The organism is Rhodanobacter fulvus Jip2 (genome assembly GCF_000264315.1).
Taxonomy (GTDB): domain Bacteria; phylum Pseudomonadota; class Gammaproteobacteria; order Xanthomonadales; family Rhodanobacteraceae; genus Rhodanobacter; species Rhodanobacter fulvus.
In genome coordinates this window covers 1-22,111 of sequence record NZ_AJXU01000006.1, presented here as the reverse complement: position 1 = coordinate 22,111, position 22,111 = coordinate 1, and the positions used below count along the sequence as shown (strand labels likewise).

Annotated in this window: 25 protein-coding genes; 11 read left to right on the top strand and 14 right to left on the bottom strand. The window is 66.4% G+C overall.

Annotation, left to right across the window (positions count from 1 at the left end):
* Positions 1-33: 33 nt before the first annotated feature.
* From UU9_RS01160 to UU9_RS01145, 4 genes are all read right to left on the bottom strand, one after another.
* Positions 34-738 (bottom strand): arginyltransferase, encoded by a 705-nt coding sequence (locus tag UU9_RS01160; protein WP_007079873.1) that lies wholly within the window; start codon positions 736-738, stop codon positions 34-36.
* A gap of 122 nt (positions 739-860) precedes the next feature.
* Positions 861-1,253 (bottom strand): hypothetical protein, encoded by a 393-nt coding sequence (locus UU9_RS01155; protein ID WP_007079872.1) that lies wholly within the window; start codon positions 1,251-1,253, stop codon positions 861-863.
* Between the two features lie 43 nt (positions 1,254-1,296).
* Positions 1,297-2,157 (bottom strand): acyl-CoA thioesterase, encoded by an 861-nt coding sequence (locus UU9_RS01150; RefSeq protein WP_007079871.1) that lies wholly within the window; start codon positions 2,155-2,157, stop codon positions 1,297-1,299.
* 220 nt (positions 2,158-2,377) lie between these two features.
* Positions 2,378-2,935, bottom strand: a complete 558-nt coding sequence (locus tag UU9_RS01145; RefSeq protein WP_007079870.1) for an N-acetylmuramoyl-L-alanine amidase — start codon at positions 2,933-2,935, stop codon at positions 2,378-2,380.
* 82 nt (positions 2,936-3,017) lie between these two features.
* Between UU9_RS01145 and UU9_RS01140 the strand changes: the two genes are divergently transcribed.
* From UU9_RS01140 to egtD, 5 genes are all read left to right on the top strand, one after another.
* Positions 3,018-3,545: an alpha/beta fold hydrolase gene (locus UU9_RS01140; protein WP_040669922.1), complete on the top strand. Its 528-nt coding sequence runs from the start codon at positions 3,018-3,020 to the stop codon at positions 3,543-3,545.
* The gene (gene rlmKL, locus UU9_RS01135; protein ID WP_007079868.1) at positions 3,542-5,728 is read left to right on the top strand and encodes a bifunctional 23S rRNA (guanine(2069)-N(7))-methyltransferase RlmK/23S rRNA (guanine(2445)-N(2))-methyltransferase RlmL; all 2,187 of its coding nucleotides are present in this window, start codon (positions 3,542-3,544) and stop codon (positions 5,726-5,728) included. The genes UU9_RS01140 and rlmKL overlap by 4 nt, the downstream gene beginning before the upstream one ends.
* 62 nt (positions 5,729-5,790) lie before the next feature.
* Positions 5,791-6,225 carry a hypothetical protein gene (locus tag UU9_RS01130; RefSeq protein WP_007079867.1) on the top strand — a complete coding sequence of 145 codons (435 nt, stop codon included), beginning with the start codon at positions 5,791-5,793 and terminating at the stop codon, positions 6,223-6,225.
* 278 nt (positions 6,226-6,503) lie between these two features.
* Complete coding sequence (egtB, locus tag UU9_RS01125) at positions 6,504-7,718, top strand: ergothioneine biosynthesis protein EgtB (protein ID WP_007079866.1); 1,215 nt, start codon at positions 6,504-6,506, stop codon at positions 7,716-7,718.
* Positions 7,715-8,704, top strand: coding sequence for an L-histidine N(alpha)-methyltransferase (gene egtD / locus UU9_RS01120; protein ID WP_007079865.1), 990 nt, complete (start codon positions 7,715-7,717; stop codon positions 8,702-8,704). The genes egtB and egtD overlap by 4 nt, the downstream gene beginning before the upstream one ends.
* Positions 8,705-8,740: 36 nt before the next feature.
* On the opposite strand, the gene UU9_RS01115 is transcribed toward egtD, so the two are convergent.
* From UU9_RS01115 to UU9_RS01100, 4 genes are all read right to left on the bottom strand, one after another.
* Positions 8,741-9,073 carry a YkgJ family cysteine cluster protein gene (locus UU9_RS01115; RefSeq protein ID WP_007079864.1) on the bottom strand — a complete coding sequence of 111 codons (333 nt, stop codon included), beginning with the start codon at positions 9,071-9,073 and terminating at the stop codon, positions 8,741-8,743.
* A 65-nt stretch (positions 9,074-9,138) separates the two neighbouring features.
* Complete coding sequence (locus tag UU9_RS17205) at positions 9,139-9,912, bottom strand: SH3 domain-containing protein (RefSeq protein ID WP_007079863.1); 774 nt, start codon at positions 9,910-9,912, stop codon at positions 9,139-9,141.
* Positions 9,913-10,205: 293 nt separating this feature from the next.
* Positions 10,206-10,823 (bottom strand): NADPH-dependent FMN reductase, encoded by a 618-nt coding sequence (locus UU9_RS01105; RefSeq protein WP_007079862.1) that lies wholly within the window; start codon positions 10,821-10,823, stop codon positions 10,206-10,208.
* A gap of 16 nt (positions 10,824-10,839) precedes the next feature.
* On the bottom strand, positions 10,840-11,439 hold the full coding sequence (locus UU9_RS01100; RefSeq protein WP_007079861.1) for a LysE family translocator: 600 nt from the start codon (positions 11,437-11,439) through the stop codon (positions 10,840-10,842).
* 92 nt (positions 11,440-11,531) lie between these two features.
* On the opposite strand from UU9_RS01100, the gene UU9_RS01095 reads away from it, so the two are divergent.
* Positions 11,532-12,437: a LysR substrate-binding domain-containing protein gene (locus UU9_RS01095; protein WP_007079860.1), complete on the top strand. Its 906-nt coding sequence runs from the start codon at positions 11,532-11,534 to the stop codon at positions 12,435-12,437.
* On the opposite strand, the gene trxC is transcribed toward UU9_RS01095, so the two are convergent.
* From trxC to UU9_RS01080, 4 genes are all read right to left on the bottom strand, one after another.
* Entirely contained in the window at positions 12,438-12,881 is a 444-nt protein-coding gene (trxC, locus tag UU9_RS01090; protein WP_007079859.1) for a thioredoxin TrxC, read from the bottom strand.
* A gap of 83 nt (positions 12,882-12,964) precedes the next feature.
* Positions 12,965-13,870 (bottom strand): hypothetical protein, encoded by a 906-nt coding sequence (locus tag UU9_RS01085; RefSeq protein ID WP_007079858.1) that lies wholly within the window; start codon positions 13,868-13,870, stop codon positions 12,965-12,967.
* Between the two features lie 51 nt (positions 13,871-13,921).
* On the bottom strand, positions 13,922-14,062 hold the full coding sequence (locus UU9_RS18220; RefSeq protein WP_007079857.1) for a hypothetical protein: 141 nt from the start codon (positions 14,060-14,062) through the stop codon (positions 13,922-13,924).
* A gap of 109 nt (positions 14,063-14,171) precedes the next feature.
* Positions 14,172-16,046: a DEAD/DEAH box helicase gene (locus UU9_RS01080; RefSeq protein ID WP_007079856.1), complete on the bottom strand. Its 1,875-nt coding sequence runs from the start codon at positions 16,044-16,046 to the stop codon at positions 14,172-14,174.
* Positions 16,047-16,330: 284 nt separating this feature from the next.
* Between UU9_RS01080 and UU9_RS01075 the strand changes: the two genes are divergently transcribed.
* Positions 16,331-17,416 (top strand): 3-deoxy-7-phosphoheptulonate synthase, encoded by a 1,086-nt coding sequence (locus UU9_RS01075; protein WP_007079855.1) that lies wholly within the window; start codon positions 16,331-16,333, stop codon positions 17,414-17,416.
* 224 nt (positions 17,417-17,640) lie between these two features.
* On the opposite strand, the gene UU9_RS01070 is transcribed toward UU9_RS01075, so the two are convergent.
* On the bottom strand, positions 17,641-18,066 hold the full coding sequence (locus UU9_RS01070) for an OsmC family protein (protein WP_007079854.1): 426 nt from the start codon (positions 18,064-18,066) through the stop codon (positions 17,641-17,643).
* 134 nt (positions 18,067-18,200) lie between these two features.
* Between UU9_RS01070 and UU9_RS01065 the strand changes: the two genes are divergently transcribed.
* Together UU9_RS01065 and UU9_RS01060 are read left to right on the top strand one after the other, a co-directional pair.
* Positions 18,201-18,476 carry a GNAT family N-acetyltransferase gene (locus UU9_RS01065; RefSeq protein ID WP_007079853.1) on the top strand — a complete coding sequence of 92 codons (276 nt, stop codon included), beginning with the start codon at positions 18,201-18,203 and terminating at the stop codon, positions 18,474-18,476.
* 8 nt (positions 18,477-18,484) lie between these two features.
* On the top strand, positions 18,485-19,180 hold the full coding sequence (locus UU9_RS01060; protein ID WP_007079852.1) for a DUF1345 domain-containing protein: 696 nt from the start codon (positions 18,485-18,487) through the stop codon (positions 19,178-19,180).
* Between the two features lie 11 nt (positions 19,181-19,191).
* On the opposite strand, the gene UU9_RS01055 is transcribed toward UU9_RS01060, so the two are convergent.
* The gene (locus UU9_RS01055) at positions 19,192-19,674 is read right to left on the bottom strand and encodes a YajQ family cyclic di-GMP-binding protein (protein WP_007079851.1); all 483 of its coding nucleotides are present in this window, start codon (positions 19,672-19,674) and stop codon (positions 19,192-19,194) included.
* Between the two features lie 96 nt (positions 19,675-19,770).
* Here UU9_RS01055 and UU9_RS01050 point away from each other — a divergent pair, with 96 nt between their 5' ends.
* Both UU9_RS01050 and UU9_RS01045 read left to right on the top strand, forming a co-directional pair.
* Positions 19,771-20,964, top strand: a complete 1,194-nt coding sequence (locus UU9_RS01050) for a BaiN/RdsA family NAD(P)/FAD-dependent oxidoreductase (RefSeq protein WP_007079850.1) — start codon at positions 19,771-19,773, stop codon at positions 20,962-20,964.
* A 65-nt stretch (positions 20,965-21,029) separates the two neighbouring features.
* Positions 21,030-21,914: an NAD(P)-dependent oxidoreductase gene (locus UU9_RS01045; protein WP_040669913.1), complete on the top strand. Its 885-nt coding sequence runs from the start codon at positions 21,030-21,032 to the stop codon at positions 21,912-21,914.
* The last annotated feature ends 197 nt before the right edge of the window (positions 21,915-22,111 follow it).

Genomic DNA, 22,111 nt, shown 5'->3' with positions numbered 1-22,111 from the left:
TGCGAATTGCGAATTGCGAATCCCCAATCCCGGTCAGGGCAGCGTCGACCAGCCGTCGGCGTGGCGCACCTGCAACGGGCGGAAGCGGCGCTTGTAATCCATCTTCGGGTGGCCTTCGATCCAGAAGCCCAGGTACAGCCACGGCACGGCACGGCGCCGCGCCAGCTCCACCTGCTGCAGGATGGCGAAAGTGCCCAGGCTGCGCGCCTGTTCGGTCGGATCAAAGAACGTGTAGACCGCCGACAACCCGCCCAGGCACACGTCGGTGACGGCCACGCCCAGCAGACGCGGGCCGAGGCGCAATTCCAGGAACAGGGTGGGACTCCACGGTGCGGTCAGGAAGCGGTTGAAATCGCTGGCGTCGGCATCATCCATGCCGCCATCGGGGTGGCGGCTTTTCAGGTAGGTGGCGTACAGCGCGTACCGCTCGTCGGTGTAGCCGGCCATCGCTTCCACCACGGTGAGGTCGGCATTGCGTTTCAGGCAACGTCGCTGCGAGCGGTCGGGGCGGAAGTTTTCCGCATCGATGCGACACGGCGTGCAGGCGTTGCATTGGGGGCAATGGGGAAAATACAGATGCCCACCCGCGCGGCGAAAACCGCGTTCCAGCGCCGGGCCGTACAGCGCATCGAGCTGCGGCGCGGCCGGGTCGATCACCAGGTTCTGCGCGCTGCGCCCGGCAAAATACCCGCAGGGGTGCGGCAGGGTCTGGAACAGGCGGACTTGTTCGGAGCGCATCGCCTGATTCTATGCCTCTCTCCGAGGGACATGTGGGAGCGGCTTCAGCCGCGATGCTCCTGTTTTCGAGGCCCGCGCAAAAAGCATCGCGGCTGAAGCCGCTCCCACACAGGGAGCGGAACTCAGATCACATGCATGTAGCGCAACATCACCATCGCGAACGCGGCCAGCAGCACGGCCAGTGCGATCCGGCGCGCCCGCGCCACGGCGCTCTTGCGCTTCGTGGTGGGCGACGGGTTGCGTGCTTCGGCCAGCTCCTCGCCGTGGCGAATCACCGGCTCGATGCCCAACTCGCGCAGCAGCACACGGGCGCGGGTGAAATCGTCGGCGCGGGTAACCCACACCTGCGGCCAGCGGTCGCGGTCATCGAACTGCTGGGAATAGCTGAAGCGATCGTAGCTTGGCCGGTTGTACCTGGAGCGGTTGGTGACCGAGCTTTCGATGTCGTGCTCGGCCAGCAAGGCGACCACGCGATCGATGTTTTCGGCACGGGGAGAGGTATAGATCAGGCGCATCCGGGCAGTCTAGCAGGCCGCTGAAAACAAGCTGCGCGAATGTTTATTCCGCCCGAAGCCGGATTAATCCTTCCTGCGCGGTCGATGCCACCAGGCTGCCATCGCGGCTGAAGATCTGCCCGCGCGCCAGCCCGCGCCCACCCTGGGCGGTGGGGCTGTCGAACGAGTACAGCAGCCATTCGTCAACGCGAAACGGGCGATGGAACCACAGCGCATGATCGAGGCTGGCCATCTGCACGTTGTGGGTCAGGTAGGAAATGCCGTGCGGCAGCGTGGCGGTGCCGATCAGGTGGAAATCCGAGGCGTACGCCAGCAGCGCGCGATGCAGGATGGCCGCGTCGTCGATCGGCGAAGTGAGCTTGAACCAGATGTGCTGGATCGGCGGCCGCTTGGCCGGGTGGCGCTCGTCGCGCGGCCACACCTGGCGAAACTCGAACGGGCCATCGATGCCCAGCCAGCGCTGCAGCTTCACCGGCAGGCGTTCCAGCTCGTCGGGCGGCAGCGGATGCAGCGGCTCCACGTCTTCCGGCGCGGGCACCTCGGGCATCGTGGTCTGGTGTTCCACGCCGTGCTCGGGCAGCTGGAACGAGATCGAGCCGTTCAGGATCGGCTGGCCGTGCTGGATCGCCACCACCCGCCGCGACGAGAACGTGCCGCCGTCGCGGGTGCGCTCCACGCTGTAGACGATGGGCGCCTCGATGTCGCCGGCGCGCAGGAAATACGCGTGCAGCGAGTGCGCCTCGCGCGCCACGTCAACCGTCTGCTGCGCCGCCGCCAGCGCCTGGCCCAGCACCTGCCCGCCGAACACGAAGCGGGTGCCGATGTCGCGGCTCTGGCCGCGGAACAGGTTGTCCTCCAACCGTTCGAGCTGCAGCAAGTCGACCAGTTCGGTGACGTGGGTCATGGGGAACCTGTGGCGTGGGCGAAACCGCGATTATACGGAAAGGGGTTTTGTTTCAAGGCGGGAATGGGGGAATGGGGAGGCGCCACATCCCAGCCGTTTACCCTGAGCGTAGCCGCGCAGCGGCGAAGTCGAAGGGCCGCGCGCGACGAGGCTTCGACGTCGCCGCGACGCGGCTACGCTGAGCGAACGGCTGAGAGGGAAGCGTGAGCGACCAACCGAATCAGCCGCGCCACCGCTCCAGCCCGCAATCCCCCATCACCTCGCCCCACGGAAACATCGGCCCCGGATCGAGCTTGCGGTGGATTTCCAGTGCGGGATCATCGCTGGCCGGCATCAGTGCCGTATCCAGATCCTCGTGCCCGGCGATGTGCCGCAGGTTGGGGTAATCGCCTCGCAGTTGCGCCAGCAACCCGCGCAAGGCATCGATCTGCTCGGGCGGATACGGTTCGGTCATGGCTTGCCGGCGCGAATCCCACCAGTCGGGATAACGCCCCCGGTTGACCAGCTCGATGCCGATCGAATGCTCGTTGTGGCCGCGCACATGGTGGGCCACGCGATCGCCCGGCACATAGCGGTAAATCGCGCCGTCGCGGTCGATGTAGTAATGGCCGCTGTTGCCCGTGCCGCTGGCGTGCAGCACGCGCTCGCCGTATTCGCGGGCCATGGCCAGGTCAGGCAGTTCGGTGCAGTGGATCACCACCAGATCGATCGCGTCGGTCGGCCGCGCGGGCAGCAGGTCGATGTAGGGCAGCGGCTGCTCGTGGATGCTCGGGTTCATGTGTGGCAGTTTCGCATGCGGCCGGCCGCAAACGCCGCCTGTTACCATGCGCGCCTTGCATTCCGCGTTTCAGGAGCCCGCCATGCGCGGCCACGTCATACTTTCGCATGGTTCCGATTCCAGCCCGGATGCCACCAAGGTCAGCGCGCTCGCCGCGCTGGCCGAATCGCTGGGCTGGCACACCCAGCGACCCGATTACGGCGCCGATGACGCGCACGGCTTTGCCGGTTCGGTCGCGCCACGCATCGCCCGATTGCGAGCGGCGATCGAGTCCCTGGACGCGCCGCCGCTGCTGGTCGGTTCCAGCATGGGCGCGTTCGCTTCCGCGCTGGTGTCGCTGGCGGTGCCGGTGGCCGGTTTGCTGTTGCTGGCCACGCCGCCGGCGATCCCCGGTTATGCGCATGCGCTGGATATGCGCCGGGATGTGCCCACGATGCTGGTCCACGGCTGGCGCGACGAAGTCTGCCCCGCGGGCGATCTGCAGGCATTCGCGGCCAATCGCCGGCTGCCATTGCTGATGCTGGACGACGACCACCGCCTGGGCGCCAGCATGCCCGCCATCGCGGCGCAGTTCCGCCTGCTGCTCGACACCGTGGCGGCAACCGCATGAGCGCTTACTTCGCCACCTGCCCCAAGGGGCTGGAATACCTGCTGCGCGACGAGTTGATCGCGCTGGGCGCCAGCGACGTGCGCGAGACCCTGGCCGGTTCGCATTTTTCCGGCACGCTGGAAACCGCCTACCGTGCCTGTCTGTGGTCGCGCCTGGCCAGCCGCATCCTGCTGCCGCTGGCCGAGTTCGATGCGGCCGACGAGGACGCGCTTTACCGCGGCGTGCAGCAGATCGACTGGAGCCAGCACCTGGCCGCGCACGGCACCTTCGCGGTGGATGCGGGCACCGCGCTGAGCAAACTCAACCACAGTCAGTTCGTGGGGTTGCGGGTGAAGGATGCGGTGGTCGACCAGTTCCGCCAGCGCGATGGCACGCGCCCCGGCATCGATACCGACGAACCGGACATCCGCATCAACGTGCGGCTGCGCCGCGACCGCGCCACGCTGTCGCTGGATCTGGCCGGCTCGCCGCTGCACCGCCGCGGCTGGCGCGAACTGCAGGGCGAGGCGCCGCTGAAGGAAAACCTGGCCGCCGCGATGCTGTTGCGCGGGCGCTGGCCGGAAATCTACGCGGCCGGCGGCGCGCTTCTCGATCCCATGTGCGGTTCGGGCACCTTGCTGATCGAGGGCGCCCTGATGGCGGCCGACGTGGCGCCCGGCCTGCGTCGCGAGTATTTCGGTTTCCTTGGCTGGCAGCAGCACGACATTGCGCTGTGGCGCGACCTGCTGAACGAAGCACGCCAGCGCGCCGAAACCGGCCTGCGCGCCCTGCGCAGCGAGTTCTTCGGCAGCGACGCCGACCCACGCATGATCCAGACGGCCAAACGCAATGCACAGGAAGCGGGCGTCGCCGGATTCTTCACCCTGGACCGGCTCGACGTGACCCACGCCAGGCCGCCGGCGGGCCTCACGTCGGGCCTGGTGATCACCAACCCGCCGTACGGCGAGCGGCTCGGCGACCGCACCGAGATGCCAAAGCTGTACCGCGCCCTGGGCGAAACCCTGCGTGCGCATTTCAACGGCTGGCGCGGCGCCGTGCTGGCCGGCGACGTGGAGCTGGGTCGGGCGATGCAGTTGCATGCAGACAAGCGCTACGTGCTGTACAACGGCGCACTGGAAACGGTACTGCTGACCTTCGACCTGAAGCCGCGCGACGCGGCGCCGCGCGAGCTGAAGCCGTTGTCGGCCGGCGCGCAGATGCTGAAGAACCGGCTGGAGAAAAACGTCAAGCATCTGCGCAAGCGGTTGAGCCGCGAAGGCGTCCATTGCTGGCGCGCCTACGACCAGGACCTGCCCGAATACGCCGCCGCGATCGACGTCTACGGCGACACCGGCGGCGACGATCACCTGCACATCCAGGAATACCGCGCACCCGCCGACGTGCCGCCCGATGTGGCACGCCTGCGCCTGCGCGAGATCGCCCGCGTGGCCGGCGAGGTGCTGGGCGTGCCGCGCGAACGCATCGCGATCAAGACTCGCGAGCGCGGCAAGGGCGGTTCCAAGTACGGCCAGCTCGACCAGCGCAACGAGTTCATCGAGGTGGAGGAGGACGGGTTGAAGTTCCTGGTCAACCTCACCGACTACCTCGATACCGGCCTGTTCCTGGACCATCGCCTGGTGCGGGCGAAAGTGCGCGAACTGGCCGACGGCAAATGCTTCCTCAATCTGTTCGCCTACACGGCCACCGCCAGCGTGCATGCGGCAGCGGGCGGTGCGCTGGAAACCACCAGCGTGGACCTTTCCGCCACCTACCTGGAATGGGCCTCGCGCAACCTGGCGCTGAACGGCTTCACGGGCGTCGACCACCGGCTGATGCAGTTCGACGCGCTGGAGTTCCTGCAGCGTGATCGCGGTCATTACGGGCTGATTTTCGTCGACCCGCCCACCTTCTCCAACTCCAAGCGCGCCGAGGATTTCGACGTGCAGCGCGACCACGTGAAGCTGCTCGAAGCCTGCAACGAGCGCCTGACCCGCGACGGCGTGATCGTGTTCTCCAACAATTTCCGCCGCTTCAAGCTGGATCGGGAGGCGCTGGAAACACACTTCGAGATCGAGGACTGGACCGCCCCGAGCATCCCGTTCGACTTTGCTCGCCGGGCCGATATCCACGGTTGCTGGCTGCTGCGCCGACGCAAGCCAGATCCGGGTATCAACCCCTGGGATACGGCGCGCATCAAAAAGTGAACCTTTCAGTCCATATTAAGCGTTCGCGGATGAGCATTACGCCGTACAACGGAGAAAACCTCATGACCAAGCGTTTCGGCGTTACCGGCAAATTCGCGGCCCTCAGCCTGGCAGTGTTGGCTGCCGTGGCCATGCCGCTGGGCGCTTCGGCGCGCGGGCATGGTGGCGGTCACTACGGTGGCTACCATGGCGGTCATTACAGCGGGCATTACTACCGTGGCGGGCACGGCTATGGCTACGGTCATGGCTACCATGGCGGGCACTGGAGCGGCGGCCGCTGGATCGCCGGCGCCATCGTCACCGGCGCGGTCATCGGCCTGATCAACGACGCCACGCGGCCCACGTATTACGAACAGCCGGTGGTGTACAGCCAGCCGCGCACGGTGATCTACGAGAGCGCGCCGGTGGTTACCCGTCGCGTGGTCGAGACCCGCACGGTCTATACCGATTCGACCAACACGCGCTATATCCGCGACGATGGTTACTACGGCGACTGAAGGACCACGCCATCGCGAAGAACGAGCCCGGCCAGTCCGGGCTTTTTCTTTTCCGGGAGCATGGCGGGCAGTGGCGCCATCCGTCTGCGCCGAGATGAATACTGAAGCGCCGCCGGTGGTCGCGTGTCACAAAAAGTGAACGCGTTGGGCGGCATCCTTCGTCCCATGGATCGATCCCAACTCTTCGCTGCGCCGCCCGGCTTTCCTGTGGCGGCGGCTGCCATTTCCCGGGACGGACAGCGGTGACGGTGGTGGTATCGCCGGTTGGACTGGCCGACATGACCGCGCGCTTTCGCGGCGTGCGCCGACGCACCCTCGACCTGTGTGCCGGGCTCTCCGCCGAGGATCTGCAAATACAGTCGATGGCCGATGCCAGCCCCGGCAAATGGCATCTGGCGCACACCAGCTGGTTCTTCGAGCAGTTCGTGCTTGCCCGCGATCCGGCCTGGAAGCCGCGCAACGAAGCGTGGCTGTACCTGTTCAACTCCTACTACCAGTCGGTCGGCCCGATGCACGCACGGCCGCAGCGCGGGCTGCTGTCGCGCCCGTCGCTGGACGAGGTGCTTGCCTATCGCCGCTACGTCGACGATGCGGTGGGCGAGCTGCTCGCGAGCCACGCGGATGCCGAGCTGACCACGCTGGTGGAGCTGGGCCTGCAGCACGAACAACAGCACCAGGAGCTGCTGCTGACCGACATCAAGCACGCGTTCTGGTGCAATCCCCTGCGGCCCGCCTATCACGCCGCACCTGCGACGGAAGCTCGTGCGCCGGTACCCCTGCGTTTCATCACCGGGCGCGAAGGCATCGTCGAGACCGGCCACGATGGGGAAGGCTTCGCGTTCGACAACGAAACGCCGCGCCATCGCGAATTGCTGCACCCGCATGCGCTGGCCAATCGGCTGGTGACCAACGCCGAGTACCTGGCGTTCGTGCGCGAGGGCGGCTATCGCGAGCCGGGGCTCTGGCTTTCCGATGGCTGGGCCACCGTGCAGCGCGAGGGCTGGCAACACCCGCTGTATTGGGACGACGACCTGTCGCGCGAGTTCACCCTGGCGGGCATGCAGGCGCTGTCGCCGCACGCGCCGGTGTGCCACTTGAGCTATTACGAAGCGGACGCGTTCGCGCGCTGGGCCGGTGCCCGCTTGCCGACCGAGGCCGAATGGGAATCGGCTGCCGGGCAGGTTGCCGTTCTCGGCAACCTGCAGGAAACCGGGCGTCTGCATCCTGCGCCGGCCGAGCCCGGCGATGACATGCTTCAGATGTACGGCGACGTGTGGGAATGGACCGCGTCGCCGTACATCAGCTATCCGGGCTTTCACCCGTTGCCCGGTTCGCTGGGCGAATACAACGGCAAATTCATGTGCGGTCAGTGGGTGTTGCGTGGCGGGTCGTGCGCGACCCCGCGCGGTCACGTGCGCGCGAGCTACCGCAACTTTTTTCCGCCTCATGCCCGCTGGCAGTTTTCCGGGCTACGACTGGGACAGGATCGATGAACACCATGCAACCTTGCGGCATCGAGGATGACGATCGCCAGCCACCGATGAATGGTTTGCTGGAGATTGCACAGCGGGGTTTGGGCCTGAAACCCAAGCGCCTGCCGTCGTGGCTGTTTTACGACGAGCGTGGCTCCGCGTTGTTCGAGGAGATTTGCGAGCAGCCGGAGTACTACCTCACCCGCCGCGAAATCGCGCTGATGGACGAGCACGCGGCCAGCATCGCCGACAGCCTCGGCAGCGATGTGCGGCTGGTGGAATACGGCAGCGGCAACGCGCGCAAGACCAGCCAGTTGCTGCGGCAGATGCACGCGCCGGTGGCGTACGTGCCGGTGGAGATTTCGCCGGAGCCGCTGCATCAGAGTGTGGAGCGCCTGGCCAGGGAATTTCCGTCGTTGCCGGTGCAGCCGCTGTGTGCGGATTTCAGCAAATCGCTGCGCTTGCCGATTCCGCCGCGGGCGTCGCGTCGCACGGTGGTCTACTTCCCCGGCTCGACCATCGGCAATTTCGAGAGCCGCGAAGCGGTCGCGCTGCTGCGCAAGATCCGCAACGAAATGGGCGATGCCGGCGGCATTCTGGTGGGCGTGGATCTGAAAAAGGATCCAGCGGTGATCGAGGCGGCGTACAACGACCGCGCCGGGGTCACTGCCGCTTTCACCCTGAACATGCTGGCGCGGCTCAACCGCGAAATCGGCAGTGATTTCGTGCTCTCGCAGTTTTCGCACCGCGCGCACTACAACCCGATGGCCGGACGCATCGAAACGCATATCGTGAGCCGCTGCGCGCAGCAGGTGAAGATCGGCCGGGCCAGCGTGGCTTTTCGCGAGGACGAGGCGATCCAGGTGGAATACAGCTGCAAGTATTCGGTCGAGGATTTCGCGGCCATGGCCGCTCGCGCCGGGCTGGCCGTCGAACGGGTGTGGATGGACGCGAAGAAGATGTTCAGCGTGCAGTATCTGGTTCGCGCCAGCACGGTCGCGCGCTAGATACCGGATGGTCAATCCCGCGATGGGGCGCCCGCGCTAGCTCAGTACGACTGGTGTGGGCAGCGTGTTTCCATACCATTTGCGCCGCTCATCGCGACAGCTGGGGCTGCCCATGGCGTACTTGCGGCAGATCCCGGGACGGTCGGCGTAGATGGTGCATCGCATGGTCAGCGGATCGAGGGCGGCACACCAGCCGTCCTCGCCCTTGGCCAGGGTTTCCATGCCGTGGTCGTCGTGCTCGATCAGCCACTCGGGGACGTGGTCGTCGGGCATCAGCACGACGGTGAGCCGGCAGCACACGGCCTCGCACGACGTGCAGTGGACGCTGGGGTCCACGCTTTCCGCGTAGTTGTCGGGGGATTTGCTCACACCACAGTATGACCGGGTCACGCGGCTTGAAAGTGAACCGGGCGCCTGCACGGCCGATCGTCGCTTCAGTCGCGATTGCGACGTTCCCGCTTGCCATGTGCCGACGACCTGTCGCCACCGGGGGATCCGGCATGGGTGGACGGGCTGCGGCGTGGCTGGCGGTCGGCCCGCGCTGGCGTCGACGCGCGATTGATGTTCCGCGCCGGACGTACCGTCGTGGACGGTCGGAAGGTCGATGAGCGTCGCGGTAGCGTCGATGTGAAGGAGTGGCCACGGTCATGGCGCTCACGCTGTTGCGTGGGCCCGCGCGGCGGGCCCGATCGCCGCGGTGGCGAGGGGCGAAGCACCGGTGGCGGTGACTGCCAATGTCGCGGCCCGTTGTAGTGCGGCGGTGGTGGTCTGGCGGGCGGGTGGTAGATGCGACGCGGTGGCGGCCGGTGCCGGATCGGGCGCTGGTACCAGTAGCTGCGATGCCGGTAGAACGGGCGTTCGCGGTAGTAACTACCCCAGTAATTGCCGATCACGAAAGTGACGATGGGAATGCCGATGCGCGCACCGTACTCGGGTACCAACACGCGGCGGTTGTCGTAGTCGTGGCGCAGGTAATCGCCCACCATCCAGCCGCGATGGCCGAACGCAATCACGTCGCACCAGCCCCAACCTTCCGTGCACCCCTGGATGGAGACGCGGCTGCCGGCGGGGATCGTGGCGACCCACGGGTAGTCGACATCCGGCCCCGCGCGCAGATTGACGTTGGCGCTGACAAACCCGTCCGACGCCTGCGCCCACAACGGTGCAACCAGCAGCAGGGCGAGGCTGATCCAGCGCAGACGTTTCATGAGCGGTCTCCGTGTTGTACGTGGCACCGGACAACTGCCGGTATCCGTGGTGAGCAACGCAAAGCTCCGGCGTGATACATCGTGCCGACTTTCGTCCAAATCGCGCACAGTGCGCGTTGATGACGGGTTATTTCATGACACGAGCGGCGTCATGTCGCCATCAACGCGCCGATGCCCCGTGCACAGATGGTTGAACGCGCCAGCGGACGCGCGGTGTACCGCGAGTCGACCTGTGGGGAAGGGAATCAGTCAGGTTGCCGGCGACGGGGCGGCGTGCGCACGAGCCTGGCCGCTCACGGCATTGTCCCGGCAGGTTGCGCTTCGCTGGCGGGTGGGGCCACACGGGTCAGCCAATGGTCGAATGCCAGCAGGAATCGTTGCAGCGACCGGGCTGTGGTCAGGTCAGTCAGGACGCCCTTGTGGTCGAAACGGACGGTGGCGTTCGCCACGAATACCGTGGGCGTGGGCATCACCAGAGCCCCGCAGGCGTGCAGTACCTGTCGCAACGAGGCCTGGGCCAGGCGCGTGCCCCACGGACCGCCGCTCGCGCCGAGCACGGCGATCGGTTTTTCCAGCAGCACCTCGCCCTCCGGGGTGTCGCGGGAGAGCCAATCCAGTGCATTTTTCAGCACGCCTGGCATGGCATGGTTGTATTCGGGCGTGGCGATGATTAGTCCTTCCGCCGCGGCAATGGCCGCGCGCAATGCCTGCACGCCGGCGGGGCCGGCCGGCTCTCGCTGTTCCATATCCTCATCGAACAGCGGCACCGACGACAGCGCGTCGAACACGTTCAATCGCAATGTCGGTGGCGCCATGGATGTGGCGACGTGCAGCAGGCGGCGGTTCCACGAGGCACGGCGCAAACTGCCGGCCAGGCACAGTACCGATCGGGGTGGGCTGAGCGTGGGCATGGTGTCTCCTTGCAAGTCAGTTCAGGGGAATCAGGAAAGCCGCGCATGTCACCAGCAGGGTGCCCATGACGGCATCGACGCTGCGGCGAACGACTGGCCGAGCCAGCCGGCGGGCCAGCCATGCGCCGAACGCAGCCCACAGCAACAGGCAAAAGGATGGAATCAGCACGAACAAGCCGGCCAGCGGCAGGTGTGCCTGCAAGCCGGTGGCGGGCCACGTCGCCAGCGCCGTCAACACCATCACCCAGCTTTTCGGATTGAGAAACTGGAAACCGATCAGCCCGAATGCGCTGATGGGAAGACCGTGTCCGAGGGTGGAATCCTCGCTGCCCTTCGCGATCGCGCGGAAGAACAGCGCGGCACCGAGCCAGCTCAGATACAGCGCACCCGCCATCCCGATCCAGCGCTGAAATGACGGATATGCCGCAAACAAGCTGCCTTCACCCAACGCGATCACGGCGAGCAACAACAGCCCTCCGAGCACGACACCGGCAATGGCCGGCAATGCGCCCCGCAGGCCGGCTTGCGCTGCCGCGCGCAGCACCACGAGATTGTTGGGACCAGGCGTGATCGCGGCGACACCGAGCAGGCCGGCCAGGGCGAACAGGTGATTCATGTGCACTAATACCTGGGGCAATGGTCGAAGATGTGAATGATCGACCCTTGAAATGGAGCGTGCCGCGATCCTTATGGTCTAGAATTTCGACCATGAAGGAACTTCCCCTGAATGCCTTGCGTGCTTTCGCGCTGGTCTATGCGCACGGCGGCGTGCGTGCTGCGGCGCGCGAGTTGGGCATCGCCCATTCCTCGGTGAGCCGCCATCTGGGCGAACTCGATCGTTGGCTGGGTGTGCCGTTGCTGCGCGCCGAGGCAGGGCGCGGCGCCCCGTCTTTCACGCCGCAGGGCGAGGCGTTGGGCCGCGCTACGCTGGCGGGCCTGGGCGAGGTCGCGCAGGCCGTGGCGGCGTTGCGGGAAAGCCGGCCGGCTCATGCGGTGACGCTGTCCACCTCGCCCTCGTTTGCGATCCGCTGGTTGCTTCCGCGGCTGCCTGCGCTGGAAAAATCGCACCCCAGACTGGAGTTGTCCGTGCAGGTGGAGCAGCGTCTGGACGCCATGGACGATGGTCGCGTCGATCTGGGCATCCGCATGGGCCAGGGGCCATGGCTGGGCCTGCACGTGGAGCCATTGATGGACGATGCGCTTTACCCGGTGATGAGCCCGGCATTGTGGCAGGCATCCGGCCGTCCATCGAAACCTGCGCGGTTGGCCGGCCTGCGTCTTTTGCATGATCGCGATCCGCAAGCGGCCTGGGAATCCTGGCGACGAATCCACGGCCCGGCCCGGCTCGCCTTGCAGGGCGGCGCGCGCTACACCTCGTCCGATCTCGTCTTGCGTGCGGCGGTGCAGGGGCAGGGTGTGGCGCTGGCACGTCACCGGCTGGCCGCGGATGATGTGGCGGGCGGCAGCTTGTTGCGGCCATTCGGCGAACTCGAGGTGCCGTTGGGGCCGTCCTATTGGATCGTGCGGCCGCAGGCAAAGCCGCGTGCGGCGGTGGCCGCCGTGATCGACTGGCTGCATTGGCAGGCGGCGGGGTCGCGCCGACCTGCGCGCTGATCAGCCGCGCGCCAGCGCGCCCTCGATGAACTGCTGCAATTGCGCGGCGCTCAGCGCGCCGGATTGCCGCGCGATCTCGCGGCCACGTCGGAGCACGATCAGGGTGGGAATGCTGCGGATGTTGAAGCGTTGCGCCAATTGCGGTTGCGCCTCGGTGTCGAGCTTGGCCAGGCGTGCGCGTGGTTCCCACTGGCTGGCGGCCTTGGCGAACACGGGTGCGAAGCCCACGCAGGGGCCACACCACGGCGCCCAGAAATCCACCACGACAGGTACATCGCCGCGTGCGCCCAGTGCATCGAAATTGGCCGTGGTCAATTCAAGCGGGTGGCCCTTGAACAAGGCCTCCTTGCAACGGCCGCAGCGCGGCCCTTCGCTGATCCGGGCGTCTGGTACGCGGTTGAGCGCGTGGCAATGCGCGCAGGGGACATCGACTGACGTGGTCATCGTGAACTCCGTGGCTGCCGGCGCGCGAATCCGATGAATGCCGAGAGCCGTCACTCCCGCAGGAGTGACGGTTGGCGATCCACTCAGCGCAATGGCGCGCCGCGGGCGTATCGACGGTCATGGTAGACCCGATGGACGTGGCCGGCACCCAGGCTGCCGCCGATGGCGGCGGCGATCAGCGACAACAGCAGGCTGACGAACAACACCCACATGGCCATCGCCATGTAGTGCGCGGCGGTGTCGGCGGCGGCCTTGATGTCGTTGCGCGCGCGCGCCGCCGGGGCGGAAAGCCCCCGCACGGTGCTGTCGATATCGGCGGCCGACAGGTTGGTGTTGGCGGCAAGCAGCGCCTTGGCGGTATCGGGCCGGTTGGCGATCAGGGCCATCGTCGTCGCGTTGGCCGTATGCGGATCCAGCCGCGCAGGCGTCATCGCCATGGCGCCGGTTGTCGGGACATAGATGGAACCCGACGCAGCGCCACCGCTCTGTCGCACCCGCTGCATCAGTTGTGCCTGCAACGCCACGCGTGCATCCGCGCCGGCGGCATGGCCACCGTGCGGTAGGCCTTGAGCATGCGCACCCATGCGGGCGCCGCCCATCATGCTGGCGCCGCTGCCGATGGCGCCGCCCATGCCCAGGGCCAGCAGCAATCCGGACGCGGCAATCGAAAGGCCCCAGACGGTAATGCCGTGCATGACGCCCAGATTCCGATCGTCGCGGCTGTCGAACCAACTGGCGAACATGCCGCCCAGCAGCAACGCCACGATCCAGGTGACGATCATCCACAGAGCCGTGCCGATGCCGATGCCTTTGGCCGTCGCTTCAGCGTCGTGGGGGTCGAAGACGGAAAAGCCCATCGCCAGTCCGCCGACATACATCAGAAACGCGACGCCGACGGCGATCAGCCAACCGGCAATGATCGCGCCCCAGTTCATCGAGGGCTGACTCAGCTCCACGATTTCCGTGCGTTCGATTTCCACCTGTGCCATGTCGTTCTCCCGCGGTGCGTGATCGGATCGAAGATGTCCTCGCAGCTGCGCTCAGGTGCAACCGCGCAGCAGGAACAACACGATCAGTACGGGGATGGGAATGCCCAATAGCCACAGCAGCACCCAGCCGATACCACCTTTCTGCTTTTGCCGGTCAAGCTGCCGGCGATAGGCGTCAAGCAATGTTTTCATGCGGCTCTCCCTGGGATGGATGCGGCGCGTCACCGCGGCAGGTGCGGTGGCGCCAGGGGAAAGTGCTACGGCGGGCGTGGATGGCTCGTGATGCGCCATGGGGCTGCCTTCAGGCGACGCCGTCCAGTTGCGCCTGGACTTCGTTGATCGAATCGCGGATGCGCTTGCTGAAGACCGAGTCGTGTCGGTGGATCAGCAGCAGGCGTTCGGTGGCGCGGGTCATCGCCACGTACAGCAGCCGCGCCTCGGCGGCTTCGTCCTCGGCGGCGTTCGGCATCTCGCCCAGGCCGGGGATGATCACCAGCGGAAACTCCAACCCCTTGCTGGAATGCATGCTGACGATTTTCACGCTGTCCTTCACCAGGAACAGCGTGGCTTTGCCATCGCCATTGGCCAGCTTGCAGGCGATGCCGGCGGCCTGCAGCGCATCGCGAAGGGCGCGGCCCTGGCGGTCGTGCTGGTACAGCACGGCGATGTCGTCCAGGCTGCGGCCGCGCGCCTGTTCGTCGCGGATCTGCGCGATCACCACGCCGACTTCATCGGCGGCATCGTCCACCCGGATCAGCTCCGGCACGGCGCCGCGCCGTCCGGCGCTTTCCGGCGCGATCAGCGGTACGCCGTCGTCGTCGCCGTCCTGCGCCAGCAGCAATTCGTTGGCGAAGCTGCGCGCGACGGAAAGAATTTCCAGCGTGTTGCGGTAGTTGAGCTTGAGGATGGTGGTGCGTCCGCGCGCCTGCACGCCGAGGCTTTTCCAGGTGAACTTGCGCCGGTCGGCCCGGCCGTTGATGTTCTGCGCGTCGTCGTACAGCACCAGCAGCGAATTGGTGCTGGGATCGATCATCTGCACGATCAGCTTGTACCAGTCCGGCTCGAAATCGTGGCCTTCGTCGATCAGCACGGCGCCGTACTGGAAGCGTGGAATGCGCTCCTGGTCGACGCCGTCGATCACCCGCTGCACCATCTGTGCGAAGAAGTCGCGGCTGCCCTTGGCCGGCGGTTCCACGTGGTAGGCCGTGAGCATCTTGTGGCACCACTTGTGGAAGTTGTAGACCTGCACCTTCTCGCCCAGGCCGCGTTCGCCGATCAACTGGTCCAGCCGCGCGGCCAGCGTCTTGTTGTAGCAAAGCACCAGGATCGGCTTCGACAGCTCGCGCGCCAGCTGCATCGCGCGAAAGCCCAGGATCATGGTTTTGCCGGAGCCGGCCACGCCGTGGATGATGCGGTGCTCGTCGCCCAGCGAGCGCGCCAGTTGTTCCTGCTGCGCGTCCATCACCCGGATCAGGTCGGGGATTTCCAGCGGCTTCGGTGCTGGCGCGTCCGCCCGATCGAACAGGCCGAACTGGCCTTCGCCCGAGGCCACGCGGATTTCCGGAAACAGATGCCAGCGCACCCGGTCGATCTGCGGCAGGGTCAGTGCGGTGGGGAAGATGTAGGGAAACATCGCCCACAGGCGTTCCTGAAAATCCTCCGCCTCCACGCTGTCGTAGATCTCGTCCTGGCAGATGGCCAGGTGCGCGGGTATCACGGCATCGAGCTGGCCGTCGATGAACTGCCGGCGGCTGATGTTGGCGAGCACCACGCCGTAGGCCCACGGCATCACCAGCTTGCCCGCGTGGTGGCCCTCCTGCGGCTGGCGCAGGGCGGGGTCCTTCTGCAGCTGCATGTAGACCTCGGTGGCATAGCCACGCGCCTGCAGCAGCGGGTTGTTCTCCTTCACCAGCCCGCGCGCGGTGAGCAGGGTGAACTGGGTCTTGTCGGCGTGCTGGATGGTAGTCGGCTTCCAGTCCTTCACCTCCAGCACCAGCAGGCCGCGTCGCGGATGGAACACCATGAAATCCGGGCGCAGCTGCTTCAGCCCGACCGGGACGTCGTACCACAGCAGGTAATCATCCTCGAGCTTCTGTTCCAGCCGCTCGGAGAAACGCTTCTCGCCGCCGGTCATGCGCGGCAGGCAGCCGTTGCGGGTGGGAATGAGCGTGGCCACGTAGGTCCCTGAAAAAGCCGATTCAGGGACGTTAGCCGATCAGCACAGCGTGTCAACGTGCGCCATGGTGCGTTGCACGATCACGGATGATGTGCTATTTGTAGCGGCCATGAATCGCACCCACGCCCACCAGTACTTTTGGTTTTATACCTATCCGAAGTTGCTGGCGGAGGCATGGTCGCGATCATCTTGAAGTCCTGAAGATCATTCCCGAAAAGCCGCCAGCTACCACCGGCGGCTTTTTTTGTGGCCGTCGCTGGCACCCAACCGAAGGAACCGCCACCGTGTCCCAGCCCACCGACGATCTGCGCATCCGCAGCCTTACCCCGCTCAGCACGCCGGCGGAGGTGATCGAGGATTGCCCCGCCAGCGAAGCGGCCAGCGAAACCGTCGCCGCCTCGCGCGCGGCCCTGCACCGCATCATCGGCGGCGCGGATGACCGGCTGGTGGTGGTGATCGGCCCGTGCTCGATCCACGACCCGCGTGCCGCGCTGGAATATGCCGGCCGGCTGATGGCGCAGCGCGAGCACTACGCCGACACGCTGGAAATCGTGATGCGGGTGTATTTCGAGAAGCCGCGCACCACGGTGGGGTGGAAGGGGCTGATCAACGATCCGGACCTCGACGGCAGCTTCCGCATCGACAAGGGCCTGCGGCTGGCGCGGCGCGTGTTGCACGACATCAACGAGCTGGGCCTGCCGGCGGGCTGCGAGTTCCTGGACATGATCTCGCCGCAGTACATCGTGGATCTGGTGGCGTGGGGCGCCATCGGTGCGCGCACCACCGAGAGCCAGGTGCATCGCGAACTGGCCTCGGGCCTGTCGTGCCCGGTGGGTTTCAAGAACGGCACCGGCGGCGACGTGAAGATCGCGGTGGACGCGGTGCAGGCTGCCTCGCAGCCGCATCATTTCATGGCCGTCACCAAGGACGGCCGTGCCGCCATCGCCGCCACCGCGGGCAACGAGGATTGCCACGTAATCCTGCGCGGCGGTCGCCAGCCGAACTACGACGCGGCCAGTGTGGAATCCGCCTGCGCCGTGATCGGCAAGGCCGGCCTGGGGGCGCGGGTGATGATCGACGCCAGCCACGCCAACAGCTCCAAGAAGCCTGAAAACCAGCCACGCGTGATCGACGACATCGCCATGCAGCTCGAAGCCGGCGACCGTCGCATCATCGGCGTGATGGTGGAAAGCCACCTGCTGGGCGGCCGGCAGGATCCGGTGCCCGGCCAGCCGCTGGTCTACGGCCAGAGCATGACCGACGGTTGCATCGACTGGGATAGCTCGCTGCAGGTGCTGCAGCGGCTGGACGAAGCGGTACGCCGCCGTCGCGCGCTGGCCACCGCGGCAGAGAAGACCGTCGCCGCCTGATCCGACGCCACCACCTTCTCCCTTCTCTCGCTTGCGGGAGAAGGTGCCTTCAGGCGGATGACGCCACATTTCTCCCTTCTCCCGCTTTGCGGGAGAAGGTGCCCGCAGGGCGGATGAGGGCGCTCTTTGCCTCTTTCAGCAGAGCACACAGCAAAAGCGCCCCCTTCAGCCCTTCGGGCAGCTTCCCCCGCGTACGCGGGGGAAGCGAAGCACTTCATGCGCGCTCAGCCTTCCAGGCTGGCGTCGAGGGTGATCTTCGCATTCAGCACCTTGGATACCGGGCAGCCTTCCTTGGTCGCCTGCGCGATCTTCTCGAACGCGGCGGCATCGGCGCCCGGCACCTTGGCCTTGCAGGTCAGGTGCACGGCGGTGATGGCGAAACCGTCGCCATCCTTTTCCAGTGTCACCACTGCATCGGTTTCGATGCGGTCAGCGGTGAGGCCCGCGTTGCCCAGTTCCAGCGACAGTGCCATCGAGAAACAGCCCGCATGGGCGGCGCCGATCAGCTCCTCGGGGTTGGTGCCAGGGCCATCCTCGAAGCGGGATTTGAAACCGAACGGCGCCTCGCGCAGTACGCCGGTCTCGGTGGAAATGGTGCCTTGGCCATCTTTCAGGCCGCCGATCCAGTTGGCCGAAGCGGATTTCTTCATGACGATGTCTCCAGGCTGACGGGGGAATCGCCAGTGTGCCGGGGTGTTCATTCAAGTGGCGCGAAGAAGACGGCTGTTCACGCACGTTTGTCCCGAATGCGGCTTATGCTGGGCTTCCATCAGTGGAGTCCGTCATGGATCTGGAAATCACGCACGATCGCACAGGCCACCGTTTTGAAACCATCGTCGACGGTGCCGTTTGCGTCATCGATTACACCCTGGCTGGCGGGGTGATGAACATTCACCACACCGGCGTGCCCAGCGCTGTGGAAGGCCGCGGCATTGCGTCGGCGCTGATGAAGGCCGCCACCGATGCGGCGCGTGATGAAGGGTGGAAGGTCAAGCCCTCGTGTTCCTATGCGGCCGCCTGGATGAAGCGGCATCCGGAAGCGGCCGACCTGCTGGCCTGATCGGCGTCATGGCCCGCGGCGCGAAACGCAAACGGGGCGGCGAACGCCTGGCATCGGCCGGCGGCTGGTGGCCCTGGAACGTGCTGCGTACCCGACCGTCGCTGGCGGTGGGCGGCGGGTTGATGGTGCTGGTTTGCGGTGGCCTGGTTCTTTTCGGGCTGCACCCGGCGCCGGCGTTGCTGGTGGGGTTCGATGTCGGCGCACTGGTTTTCTTCGCCGCCCAATTGCGGCAGTTCGGTCGCGCCACGCTGGACGAGATGCGCGAACGCGCGCGCTCTCAGGACGCCGGTCGCTGGGGCATTCTGTGGAGCGGGGTGGCGCTGTCGGCGGTGGTGATGGTGGCACTGGGTACCGAGCTCGAGATGGGGAAGGCCGGCGGATGGCTTGCGCTGGTCATCGCGGCAGTCAGCATCGTGCTCAGCTGGCTGTTCATGAACACGCTGTTTGCGCTGCATTACGCGCACGGCTTCTACGGCGATTACGGCGAGGAGCACGAAGGCCTGGATTTCCCCGGCAACAAGGAGCCGGATTACTGGGACTTCGCCTATTTCGCCACCGTCATCGGCATGACGTTCCAGGTATCCGACGTGCAGGTCACCAGCCGCTACCTGCGCCGCATGGTATTGCTGCACGGCGTGATCGCGTTCTTCTTCAACATGTTCATCATCGCCGTGAGCGTCAACATCATGGCGAGCCAGGCCTGAGGGCCCGCCGATCAGTCGCGGAAATTGTCGAACTGCAGCGGCAGCTCCACCTCGGCGCCGCGCAGTACCGCCATCGCCTGCTGCAGGTCGTCGCGCTTCTTGCCGCTGACGCGCAACTTGTCGCCGTTGATCTGTGCCTCGACCTTCAGCTTGGCGGCTTTCAGCGTGGCCACCAGCTTTTTCGCCACCGGCTGTTCGATGCCCTGCTTGACGGTGATCTTCTGCCGCGAGCCACCCAGGTTGGTTTCCGGCTCGGCCACGTCCAGTGCGCGGATGTCGATCTTCCGCGCCACCAGCCGACCGCGCAGGATGTCCAGCATCTGCTGCAGCTGGAACTCGCTGGGAGCGGCTTGGGTAATGGTGTAATCGTCCAGCGTATAGGTCGCTTCCGTGCCCTTGAAGTCGAAGCGGGTAGCGAGTTCGCGGTTGGCCTGGTCGACGGCGTTGGTCAGTTCGTGTTTGTCGACTTCGGAAATCACGTCAAACGAAGGCATGGCGGCAACTCCTGGGAACGGTCGTTCAGTGTAAGAGCAGCCGGCCGCTGAGGGATAATGCCGCGTTCTGCAAGGCGGGAGACGGGCGATGGCCGGATGAAATGGGATGTGCGCAATGTCGATGTGCTGGTCGTGGGGGCGGGCGCCGCCGGGTTGATGTGCGCGATCGCCGCCGGCCAGCGCGGCCGTCGGGTGCTGGTGGTCGACCACGCCAACAAGGTCGGCAAGAAGATCCTGATGTCCGGCGGCGGGCGCTGCAATTTCACCAATACCGGCGCCGGTCCATCCAACTACCTGTCGGCGAATCCGCATTTCGCGAAATCGGCGTTGGCGCGCTACACGCCGGCCGACTTCATCGCGCTGGTGGAAAAGCACCGTATCGCCTACCACGAGAAGGAGCTGGGCCAGCTGTTCTGCGACGAGTCGTCGAAGCAGATCGTGCGCATGCTGCTGGACGAATGCGCCGCCGCCGGCGTCACCATCGAGGTGGATTGTCCCGTGCAGCGTGTCCGCAAGATGGCTCACGGTTTCAGCGCCACGACGACGCATGGCGAGGTGCACGCCGAGTCGCTGGTGGTCGCCTGCGGCGGCCTGTCGATTCCCAGCATGGGCGCCAGCGGTTTCGGCTACGAGCTGGCACGGCAGTTCGGCCACGACGTGCTGCCCACGCGCGCCGGGCTGGTGCCGCTGACCTTGAGCGGCAAGCACCAGGACCATTACCAGGACCTCGCCGGCGTGGCGCTGCCGGCGGTGGAGACGCGGGTGGGCAAGCAGGCGTTTCGCGCGGGCCTGCTGTTCACCCATCGCGGCATCAGCGGCCCGTCGATCCTGCAGATATCCTCGTATTGGAAACCGGGTGACGATCTGCGCATCGATCTCGCGCCGGATCAGGACCTCGGCACCTGGCTGGTCGGCCAGCGCGCGGCACGGCCCGCGGCGGAGCTGAAAACCGTGCTGGCCGACGTGCTGCCCAAGCGGCTGGCGCAGCGGCTGTGCGAGCAGTGGTTCGAAAGCCGGCCCATGCGCCAATACCGCGAGGCCGAGCTGGCCGGCATCGGCGCGCAACTGGGCAACTGGCCGATCACGGCCAGCGGCACGGAGGGCTATCGCACCGCCGAGGTGACCCTGGGTGGCGTCGATACCGACGGCCTGTCATCCAGCACCATGCAATCGAAACATGTGCCGGGGCTCTATTTCATCGGCGAGGTGGTGGACGTGACCGGTTGGTTGGGCGGTTACAACTTCCAATGGGCGTGGGCGTCGGGGCAAGCGGCGGGCGCGGTGGTGTAGCGTTTCGCATGGGCTGAACGTGGCCCGTGCTTCACTGCGCAGTCCGTGTTTATCGAGGACGCTTCATGAAAGTGGGATTTATCGGACTGGGTGCGATGGGCAGCGCCATGGCCAGCAATCTGCAGGCCGCCGGTCACGTGTTGACGGTCTGGAACCGCACGCCCGAGGCCACCGAACCGCTGGTGTCGCTGGGTGCCAAGGCGGCGCGGACAGCCGATCGCGCCGCCCAGGGCGAGGTGCTGTGCAGCATGCTGGCCAACGACGCGGCGGTGCGCGCGGTGTTTCTCGACAGCGGCCTGCTCGATGCGATGGATGCCGGCACGGTGCACGTGAACCACGCCACGATCTCGGTGGCGCTGGCGGAAGAGCTTGCGGCCGAGCACGAAAAGCGCGGGCTCGACTATGTCGCCGCGCCGGTGTTTGGCCGTCCGGATGCGGCCGCCGCCGCACAGCTGAACATGCTGGTCGCCGGCAAGCCCGCGGCGGTGGAGCGGGTGCGGCCGGTGCTGGAGGCCATGGCCATCCGCCTGTGGCCGCTGGGCGAGGCGCCGCAACGCGCCACCGTCGCCAAGATCGCCGGCAACTTCATGCTGGCCGCGGCGATCGAGAGCATGGCCGAGGCCACCGCACTGACCCGCGCCCACGGTGTCAGCGCCGCCGATTTTCTCGACGTGATGACCCAGACGCTGTTCGCCGCACCGGCTTACCAGGGCTACGGCAAGCTGATCGCCGAACAGCGCTTCAAACCTGCCGGCTTCACCCTGCCGCTGGGCCTGAAGGACGTGGGGTTGGCGCTGGCGGCGGGTGAAACCGCACGCGTACCACTGCCGTTCGCCGGCGTCTTGCGCGACAGCCTGCTGGAGGCGCTGGCCGGCGGCGACGCCGAGCTGGACTGGTCCGCGCTGTCGCTGGTGGCCGCCCGCCGCGCGCATCTCGACGGCGCTGGGTGATCCGTCCGGGGCGCGAAATTTCGCCGCGAAGTTCTTCTTAAGCCCGCCTACGTTCATAGGCTTGCGCGACGTTGGGTGCAGAGAGCGCCCCCATCAGCCCTTCGGGCAGCTTCCCCCGTGGACGGGGGAAGCAAACGGGCAAGGCTTCCGGGCGTATTCGTGGTATCGCCACCGCCTCCTTCCCCCGCCTGCGGGGG

What these genes read in the sequence shown, in the direction of transcription:
- UU9_RS01160 (WP_007079873.1), bottom strand. Translation starts at nt 738, where the DNA reads ATGCGCTCCGAACAAGTCCGCCTGTTCCAGACCCTGCCGCACCCCTGC.
- UU9_RS01155 (WP_007079872.1), bottom strand. Translation starts at nt 1,253, where the DNA reads ATGCGCCTGATCTATACCTCTCCCCGTGCCGAAAACATCGATCGCGTG.
- UU9_RS01150 (WP_007079871.1), bottom strand. Translation starts at nt 2,157, where the DNA reads ATGACCCACGTCACCGAACTGGTCGACTTGCTGCAGCTCGAACGGTTG.
- UU9_RS01145 (WP_007079870.1), bottom strand. Translation starts at nt 2,935, where the DNA reads ATGAACCCGAGCATCCACGAGCAGCCGCTGCCCTACATCGACCTGCTG.
- UU9_RS01140 (WP_040669922.1), top strand. Translation starts at nt 3,018, where the DNA reads ATGCGCGGCCACGTCATACTTTCGCATGGTTCCGATTCCAGCCCGGAT.
- rlmKL (WP_007079868.1), top strand. Translation starts at nt 3,542, where the DNA reads ATGAGCGCTTACTTCGCCACCTGCCCCAAGGGGCTGGAATACCTGCTG.
- UU9_RS01130 (WP_007079867.1), top strand. Translation starts at nt 5,791, where the DNA reads ATGACCAAGCGTTTCGGCGTTACCGGCAAATTCGCGGCCCTCAGCCTG.
- egtB (WP_007079866.1), top strand. Translation starts at nt 6,504, where the DNA reads ATGACCGCGCGCTTTCGCGGCGTGCGCCGACGCACCCTCGACCTGTGT.
- egtD (WP_007079865.1), top strand. Translation starts at nt 7,715, where the DNA reads ATGAACACCATGCAACCTTGCGGCATCGAGGATGACGATCGCCAGCCA.
- UU9_RS17205 (WP_007079863.1), bottom strand. Translation starts at nt 9,912, where the DNA reads ATGAAACGTCTGCGCTGGATCAGCCTCGCCCTGCTGCTGGTTGCACCG.
- UU9_RS01105 (WP_007079862.1), bottom strand. Translation starts at nt 10,823, where the DNA reads ATGCCCACGCTCAGCCCACCCCGATCGGTACTGTGCCTGGCCGGCAGT.
- UU9_RS01100 (WP_007079861.1), bottom strand. Translation starts at nt 11,439, where the DNA reads ATGAATCACCTGTTCGCCCTGGCCGGCCTGCTCGGTGTCGCCGCGATC.
- UU9_RS01095 (WP_007079860.1), top strand. Translation starts at nt 11,532, where the DNA reads ATGAAGGAACTTCCCCTGAATGCCTTGCGTGCTTTCGCGCTGGTCTAT.
- trxC (WP_007079859.1), bottom strand. Translation starts at nt 12,881, where the DNA reads ATGACCACGTCAGTCGATGTCCCCTGCGCGCATTGCCACGCGCTCAAC.
- UU9_RS01085 (WP_007079858.1), bottom strand. Translation starts at nt 13,870, where the DNA reads ATGGCACAGGTGGAAATCGAACGCACGGAAATCGTGGAGCTGAGTCAG.
- UU9_RS18220 (WP_007079857.1), bottom strand. Translation starts at nt 14,062, where the DNA reads ATGAAAACATTGCTTGACGCCTATCGCCGGCAGCTTGACCGGCAAAAG.
- UU9_RS01070 (WP_007079854.1), bottom strand. Translation starts at nt 18,066, where the DNA reads ATGAAGAAATCCGCTTCGGCCAACTGGATCGGCGGCCTGAAAGATGGC.
- UU9_RS01065 (WP_007079853.1), top strand. Translation starts at nt 18,201, where the DNA reads ATGGATCTGGAAATCACGCACGATCGCACAGGCCACCGTTTTGAAACC.
- UU9_RS01060 (WP_007079852.1), top strand. Translation starts at nt 18,485, where the DNA reads ATGGCCCGCGGCGCGAAACGCAAACGGGGCGGCGAACGCCTGGCATCG.
- UU9_RS01055 (WP_007079851.1), bottom strand. Translation starts at nt 19,674, where the DNA reads ATGCCTTCGTTTGACGTGATTTCCGAAGTCGACAAACACGAACTGACC.
- UU9_RS01050 (WP_007079850.1), top strand. Translation starts at nt 19,771, where the DNA reads ATGAAATGGGATGTGCGCAATGTCGATGTGCTGGTCGTGGGGGCGGGC.
- UU9_RS01045 (WP_040669913.1), top strand. Translation starts at nt 21,030, where the DNA reads ATGAAAGTGGGATTTATCGGACTGGGTGCGATGGGCAGCGCCATGGCC.